General features: G+C 66.0%; 7 protein-coding genes. 5 read left to right on the top strand and 2 right to left on the bottom strand.

What is annotated here, in order from left to right; translation table 11 throughout:
* Positions 1-198 precede the first annotated feature (198 nt).
* From CYU89_RS14640 to CYU89_RS14620, 5 genes are all read left to right on the top strand, one after another.
* Positions 199-1404 carry a dipeptidase gene (locus tag CYU89_RS14640; protein ID WP_296282133.1) on the top strand — a complete coding sequence of 402 codons (1206 nt, stop codon included), beginning with the start codon at positions 199-201 and terminating at the stop codon, positions 1402-1404.
* Between the two features lie 67 nt (positions 1405-1471).
* A complete protein-coding gene (locus CYU89_RS14635; protein WP_296282131.1) occupies positions 1472-2314 on the top strand; it encodes a metal-dependent hydrolase in 843 nt (280 codons plus the stop codon).
* 185 nt (positions 2315-2499) lie between these two features.
* A complete protein-coding gene (gene rpoH / locus CYU89_RS14630; RefSeq protein ID WP_296282130.1) occupies positions 2500-3378 on the top strand; it encodes an RNA polymerase sigma factor RpoH in 879 nt (292 codons plus the stop codon).
* Between the two features lie 67 nt (positions 3379-3445).
* Complete coding sequence (locus CYU89_RS14625) at positions 3446-4942, top strand: hypothetical protein (protein WP_296282128.1); 1497 nt, start codon at positions 3446-3448, stop codon at positions 4940-4942.
* Between the two features lie 44 nt (positions 4943-4986).
* A complete protein-coding gene (locus tag CYU89_RS14620; RefSeq protein ID WP_296282127.1) occupies positions 4987-5490 on the top strand; it encodes a DUF1203 domain-containing protein in 504 nt (167 codons plus the stop codon).
* On the opposite strand, the gene CYU89_RS14615 is transcribed toward CYU89_RS14620, so the two are convergent.
* Both CYU89_RS14615 and CYU89_RS14610 read right to left on the bottom strand, forming a co-directional pair.
* Positions 5463-6740, bottom strand: a complete 1278-nt coding sequence (locus CYU89_RS14615; RefSeq protein ID WP_296282125.1) for an NAD(P)/FAD-dependent oxidoreductase — start codon at positions 6738-6740, stop codon at positions 5463-5465. The two genes, CYU89_RS14620 and CYU89_RS14615, sit on opposite strands and share 28 nt — an antisense overlap.
* A gap of 68 nt (positions 6741-6808) precedes the next feature.
* A partial coding sequence (locus CYU89_RS14610; RefSeq protein WP_296282124.1) for an MFS transporter occupies positions 6809-7542 on the bottom strand: 734 nt, incomplete at its 5' end.

Genomic DNA, 7542 nt, shown 5'->3' with positions numbered 1-7542 from the left:
TCCCATCCCGAACACGGAAGTGAAACGCAGCCGCGCCGATGGTAGTGTGGCTTAAGCCATGCAAGAGTAGGTCATCGCCAGGGGCTTTACCCCAAAACCCCCAGCTCAAAAGCTGGGGGTTTTTTCTTGCCCGTGTTTCGCCAACAATCGAGTCTCATCTCACGAAGGGGCGGGTGCATGAGGGTATGTCGATGGGCGTTGGCCAGTGCGCTGGCGATGATCTGCCTGGACGCCGTGGCCGCCGATGAGGTGCCGCCGTCGGCAAGGCGCGTGCACGATGAGGCACTCGTCTTGGATACCCATTTGGACACCCCTGCGAACTTCCGTCGCCCCGGTTGGAACATCGCCGACAATCACGAGCACGAAGGCGATCTTTCACAAGTGGACCTGCCGCGCATGAAGGCGGGTGGGCTGGATGGCGGATTCTGGGTCATCTACACCGCGCAGGGTGCGCGCGACGTGGACGGCAAGCGCGCGGCGCGGGACCACGGACTGGATCGCCTGGTGAGCATCCATGAAATGCTTGCGGCCAACGCGGGGGAGATGGAGCTTGCGCTTACCGCCGATGACGCAGAGCGGATCGGACGCGCCGGCAAGCGCGTGTCTTTCATCAGCATGGAAAATGCCGCTCCCCTGGCCAGCGATCCCAGCTTGCTGACGGCCTACCATCGGCTTGGCCTGCGCATGCTGGGCATCACGCACGTGCGCAACAACGATTTCGGTGACTCTTCGACTGACCCGGCCGGGGCGGAATGGAATGGCCTGAGCCCGGCGGGTCGTCACCTGGTGGAAGAGGCGAATCGCCTCGGGATCGTGCTGGACGCGTCGCATGCCAGCGACACCGTCTTCGATCAATTGCTCACACTATCGAAAGCCCCGATCGTGCTGTCCCATACCAGTGCCGACGCGTTGTACGACCACGCTCGCAACATCGACGATTCGCGCATCCGGCAGCTCGCTTCGAAAGGGGGCGTCATCCACGTCAACGCGTTCGGTGGCTACCTGATCGATATCCCGAAGATTCCCGAGCGCGAAGCCGCCATGGACGCCCTTGGGGAAAAGTACGGCCCTGAAAATCGGCTGGCGACGGATCGCGTAACGGCATATCTGGCTGAGCGCCGTGCTATCGAAGCTCGGTACCCGGTCAAGCGCGCCACATTCGAGAACTACATGGCACACCTCCTTCACATCCTGAAGGTGGCAGGCGTAGACCATGTAGGGATCGGGGCGGATTGGGACGGCGGCGGGGGCGTGACCGGCATGGAGGATGTCAGCGCGTTGCCCCGGATCACGGACGCGCTGCTAGCGGCCGGTTACACCGAGCAGGATGTCCGCAAGATCTGGAGCGGCAACCTCCTGCGCGTGATCAGGGAAGCGCAAGCGATCGCATCCGCGGAGCGTTGAGAACGCTCGACGATCGGCGTGCGGTCTTGCAGAGGTATGTCGACGGAGGCTTCGGGAGGCACGTGTCATGGAAGAGACGATCACCGCCCGTCGATTCATCGCCACGCTGGGTATGGACATCCCGAGGCATTGGCTGCCCGGTAATGAGGTGGTCTCGTCGTTGCTCAACGCGTACACCATTCTGGTGCCCGCCAACGAGGCGTTCTATATCCGAACGCTCAACGCCTGTCTGCCGCGCATCCCTTACGGCGCGCTTCGTGCGCGTTGTGAAGCCTTCATCCGCCAGGAGGCGCAGCACGGGGTCGCGCACAAGCGTTACTGGGCAAATCTCGACGCGCAGGGTTACGCCTACCGTGGCATGGAGCGTGCTGTGGAGCGATGCGTCTTCCGTGTGATGGATCGCCTCGCACCCTTGTGGTTGCGCCTGTCGCTGGTCAGCTGCGTCAAGAATATCAATGCCTATCTGGGTTACGAATTCCTGAGCCAGTCGATCCTTGCAGACGCCGACCCGCGCCTTCGCGATCTGATGGAATGGCATTTCGCCGAGGAGATCGAGCATCGGGCAGTCGCATTCGACCTGCTCCAGGCGGTATCACCCTGCTATCCCGTGCGGGTGCTGGGTGCTGCGATGAGCACCACGCTGTTCCATCTTCTGTTGACTGCCCTCGCAGGGTCGCTGCTCGCGAAGGATCGTCTGTTGTGGCGAAGGGCGAGCTGGACACAGTTGATCAGTCATCTGGGGGCCGGACACGAGATGGGGCGCAGGTCGTTCGAGCACCTGCGTAACTACCTGGCGCCGCAGTTCGATCCTTACTGCTTGCCCGGCGCGGACGCGCTGGCGGCCGCCGCGCTGACGCGGCTGGGTGCGGAGCATTCGCCGTCCGTGGTCCTGATGGCGCCACGAAACTGAACGATTGCCCGCTAACCTGCTTCAGCGGGTTGCGAGCAGCACTGATGTTTGCGGCATATCCAAGTTGTTGATTAATAATCACTTTCAGGTCTGGCGTAGATGGCCCGGTTGTTGCAGGCCTGGAACAATTCGGAACTTCCGGCACGGTTAGCAGTCGAACCCCCCGACTGCTAACATCCATGCCCATGAGCCAGAACACTCCCACTACCGCCCTGGTCACTCACAACCTGCCGATTCCCAGCGCGCTGGGTTCGCTCGACGCCTACATCAGCGCCGTGCACCAGATCCCGGTGCTGACGGTGGAAGACGAGCGTGCCCTCGCCAATCGTTACCGTGACGAGGAAGACCTTGATGCCGCGCGCGAGCTGGTGCATTCGCACCTGCGCTTCGTCGTGCACGTGGCGCGTGGCTACAACGGCTACGGCCTGCCGCTCGGCGACCTGATCCAGGAAGGCAACATCGGCCTGATGAAGGCGGTGAAGCGCTTCGACCCGGACATGGGCGTGCGCCTCGTCAGTTTCGCGGTGCACTGGATCCGTGCCGAGATGCACGAGTTCATCCTGAAGAACTGGCGCATCGTGAAGGTCGCCACCACCAAGGCGCAGCGCAAGCTGTTCTTCAACCTGCGCAAGTCCAAGACGCGCCTGGGATGGATGAATGCCGAAGAGGTCAGCGCCATCGCCAAGGATCTCAACGTGTCCGAGCGCGAGGTGATGGAGATGGAATCGCGGCTGTCGGGGCGGGACATCGGGTTCGATGCGCCGTCGGACGAGGACGAGGACCATGCGCCCCCGTCACCCGCCAGCTATCTGGTCGCGCGCGACGAAGATCCGTCGCAGGCATACGAGCGCGCGGACAGCGAGGATAACCAGCTCGAGTTGCTGCGCGAGGGCTTGGCCAATCTTGATGACCGCTCGCGCGACATCATCAAGCGCCGCTGGCTGGATAGCGAAAGCAAGGTCACGCTGCAGGAGTTGGCCGACGAGTACGGCATTTCCGCCGAGCGCGTCCGCCAGGTCGAAGCCAATGCGCTGAAGAAGATGAAGGCGCTGTTCGCTGCCTGATCCAAGCATGCGCGAGTCGTTACCGGAGAGGCCCCATCGGGGCCTCTCCGCTTTTGTGGCGGGTGGAATGGCGGATGTGGTCCACTACGCCGCGACCCGCCGTGGGCGGCGCGGCAACCAGAAGGAGCAGGGCATGGGGTGGGGCAACAAGCGGCATTGGATCTTGGCATTGGCGGTGATGTGCGGAGCGTGGGGTGCGTCTGTCATGCCGGCCCTGGCGGCGGACACGGGCAACCTCCCATCCGAGGGGCGAGAAGGCGGTGTGCGCTTCGGCATCGATCGCGAAGAGTACGATGCACAGGCGCGCGCGGCGATGCAGGTGGATCCCGTCGTGGCTGCGCATCTCGGTGCGATCCGCAAGATATCGCTCGATGACGCCGCCAGCATGGACGAGCCCGGCCCGGACGTGCTGGTGTTCGACGTGGAAGGCAGCCGCGGCAAGGGGCGTGTTACCGCGCGCTTCATCACGGTCAGCGCCACCCAGGAAGCATTGGGACCCGGTGTCCTGGTGATGGCCGACGGCACGGAGCATGCGATCACCGGCAGCGCCGATGCCCTGGCGGCGGAAGACGGCAGCCACGATCACCACCACCACGACCACGACGAGGACGTCGAGGCGGGGGCCGGTCTCTTCATCCAGCAGGCACGCGAAGCCGCGCAGCGCTATCCCGTGATCCAGCAGCACATCGGCCGCATCAGCACCTTCGAGATCGACAGCGACGCTTCGGGCGCGGCGCCTGGCATGAACGCTTTCGTGTTCGATGTCGTGGGCGACAAGGGACGTGGGCGGCTGGAAGCCGACTTCATCACCGTCAGTGCCGATACCGAACGCCTCGGCAAGGGGGTGCTGACGCTGGCCGATGGCCGGCGCGTGCCTTTCGACGGCGAACCGCGCGGCGAGGATGAGCCTGCCGATGACGAAGGTGCCGGCGGACTGTTCGGCGACATGCAGGACAATATCTTCACGCGCCAGGCGCGCGTGGCCGTGCAGCGCTCGCCCCTGGTGCAGGAGCACATCGGCACCCTGACGGCGTTCGACTTCGACCTGGCGGGCACGGGGGAAGCTGACGGCGCGAACGAGTTCGTGTTCGACCTGGCCGGCGACAAGGGGAAAGGACGCATCCTCGCGGAGTTCATCACCGTCGACGCCGACACGGAGCGCCTCGGCAAGGGCGTGCTGACGCTGGCCGATGGTCGTGAATTCGCCTTCGAGGGTGAGCCGCCGGCGACAGGTGAACTGGACGCAGCGCGTCTCGATACCGACCGTGGCGAGGCTCCCGATGCGTTCGCGCGGCAGGACGGCATCTTCGTGCTGCAGGCCAACGCAGCCATGCAGGCCCATCCGGTCGTGCTGCGCCATATCGGCGACATCCGCGAGGCGGCGTTCGACCGCGACGCGTCCTGGGCAGCGGAAGGCGAGCGCTATATCTTCGACCTGAAGGGCAGCAAGGGGCAGGGACGGCTGGAGGCCGAGTTCATCACCGTGGATGCCGACAGCGAGCGCATCGGCGAAGGCGAACTCGTCATGGCCGACGGCAAGCGCTACCCACTGGGCGGAAAGTGAGCTGCGCAAGATCCGGATAGCGCGGCCTTCCGCGCGGCGCGAGCATGGCATCCCGTTCCCGAGAGCGCGATGCCATGCCGTTCGTGATCCGCGGGCTGTCGCCCGCGCCCTTCCTTCCCCTGTTCGCCCTTGACGATGCCGCGCTGGCGGCACGCAACATCCGCCGCATCGCCGCGGACGCCGACCGCGGCTTCCCCTGCCGCGTCTCGCTGCGCGATGCGCAGCGTGGCGAGACCGTGCTGCTGCTCCACCATCTGCACCACGAGGTCGTCGGCCCGTATCGCGCCAGTGGCCCCATCTACGTACGCGAAGCCGCGATGTCGTCCGGCGCGGCGGAATTCCGGGACGCGCTGCCGCCCTCGTTCCCACGCCGCCTGCTGTCCCTGCGCGCGTACGATGCGGGCGGCGACATGCGCGATGCCGACGTCGTGGACGGTGCCGATGCCATGCCCCACCTGCAGCGCCTGCTCGGCCTGCCCGGCGTGGCCTACCTGCACGTGCACAACGCGCGGCCGGGGTGCTACGCCTGTCGCGTCGATCCCGCCTGATCCTCGTCACTGCCCAGGATGATCCGGGCGCCGCGCTGGTAGCTCCAGTACGCCCAGAACCAGTTGAGCAGCACGACCAGACGGTTGCGGAAGCCGATCAGGAAGAACACGTGCGCGGTCAGCCAGAACCACCAGGCCAGCACGCCCGAGAATTTCAGCTTGCCGAAATCGACCACTGCGGCCATGCGGCCGATCGTGGCGAGGTTGCCGTAGTCGCGGTAACGGAACGCGCCGGGCGATGCGCCGCCCGACAGGCGTGCACGCAGCACCTGCGCCACGTGGCGGCCCATCTGCTTGGCGGCCGGTGCCACACCGGGGACGGGCTTCCCATCCGCAGCCACTGCCGCCAGGTCGCCGGCGACGAAGATGTCCGGATGACCTGGCGTGCTGAGGTCGGGCTGCACCGTGACGCGGCCCGCACGATCCAGCGGCACACCCAGCGAGCGTGCGAGGGGCGATGCGGCCACGCCCGCTGCCCACACCACCGTTCTTGCGGCCACGAACGTGTCCCCGAGTTGGTAGCCGTCGGCGGTGATGCCGCTGACCGGCGTCCCGGTGACGACCTCGACCCCCAGCTTTTCCAATTGCCGACGCGCCTTTTCCGACAGCGCTTCGGGGAACGAGGCCAGGACGCGCGGTCCGCCCTCCACCAGCCGCACGCGCGCCTGCGAGGGATCGATCCGGCGGAACTCGTTCCTGAGCGTGTGCCGCGCGATCTCGGCCAGCGTGCCGGCCAGTTCCACGCCGGTCGGTCCACCGCCGACGATGGCGAAACTCAGCCACGCGGCGCGTGCCGCCGGATCGGTTTCCGCCTCCGCACGTTCGAAGGCGAGCAACAGGTGGCGCCGCAGTTGCAGCGCGTCGTCGAGCGTCTTGAGGCCCGGCGCGTGCGGCGCCCATTCGTCATGACCGAAATAGGCATGCGTCGCGCCCGTCGCCAGCAGCAGCGAGTCGAACGCGATGTTCGTCCCGTCCGTGAGCACGACGTGTTTGTCCCGAGCGGCGATCGAGGCGACTTCCGCCAGCCTCACCTCGACATTGGCCTGCCTGCGCAGGATGTGGCGCAGCGGCGCGGCGATGTCGGGTGCCGACAGACCGGCGGTCGCCACCTGATAGAGCAGCGGCTGGAACAGGTGATGGTTGTGCCGGTCGATCAGCGTGATGCGCACCGGCGCGGAGGCCAGCGCGCGCGTCGCCCAGAGGCCTGCGAAGCCACCGCCGACGATGACGAAATGGTGTGCCGGCTGCATGCCGTCTCCCGCGGCCACGGACCGTGGCGGATCGCGACGTATTGTCGCATGCGCGCCGGTGCCGTCGTTCAATGCGGGTCGCGATCGATCAGCGACGTCTCGCGCGTGTCCGGCATCCACAGGTACACCAGCAGCGAACACGCGATGCATGCAGTGACGTACCCGTAGAAGCCGGCTTCCATGCCGATCTTCTTGAACCACAGGGCCACCATGTCCGCCGTTCCGCCGAACAGCGCGACGGTCAGCGCATACGGCAGGCCCACGCCCAGTGCGCGGATCTCGACGGGAAACATCTCGGCCTTCACTACGGCGTTGATCGCGGTGTAGCCGCTGAGGATCACCAGCGCCGCCATCACCAGCCAGAACGCCTGCACGGGGCTCGACACCGTCTGCAGCGTGGACAGGATCGGCCATGTGCACAATGTGCCCAGCACGCCGAACGCGATGAGGATGCGGCGCCGCCCGATCCGGTCGGACAGTGCGCCGACCACCGGCTGCAGCAGCATGAAGAAGAACAGGGTCGAGGCGTTGATCACGCTGGCCGTCTCGCTGGCCATGCCGGCACTGTTGACGAGGAATTTGTGCACGTAGGTCGTGTAGGTGTAGAACGCCAGCGTGCCGCCCATGGTCAGCCCGACCACGGCGAGGACGGCCCGCGGATGCCGCGCCAGCGCGCGCAGCGTTCCCTGTGCCTGCCCGCGGTCCGCGTGGCTGGCGTCACGGCGGCAGAACGATTCGGTTTCCACCATGTTCCGGCGCAGCCACAGCGCGACGAGTGCCGCCACGGCACCGATCGCGAACG

It is taken from the genome of Pseudoxanthomonas sp. (assembly GCF_002863005.1).
Taxonomy (GTDB): Bacteria; Pseudomonadota; Gammaproteobacteria; order Xanthomonadales; family Xanthomonadaceae; genus Pseudoxanthomonas_A.
Note: the sequence above shows the minus strand (reverse complement) of the source record. Positions and strands in the feature narration are given on the sequence as shown.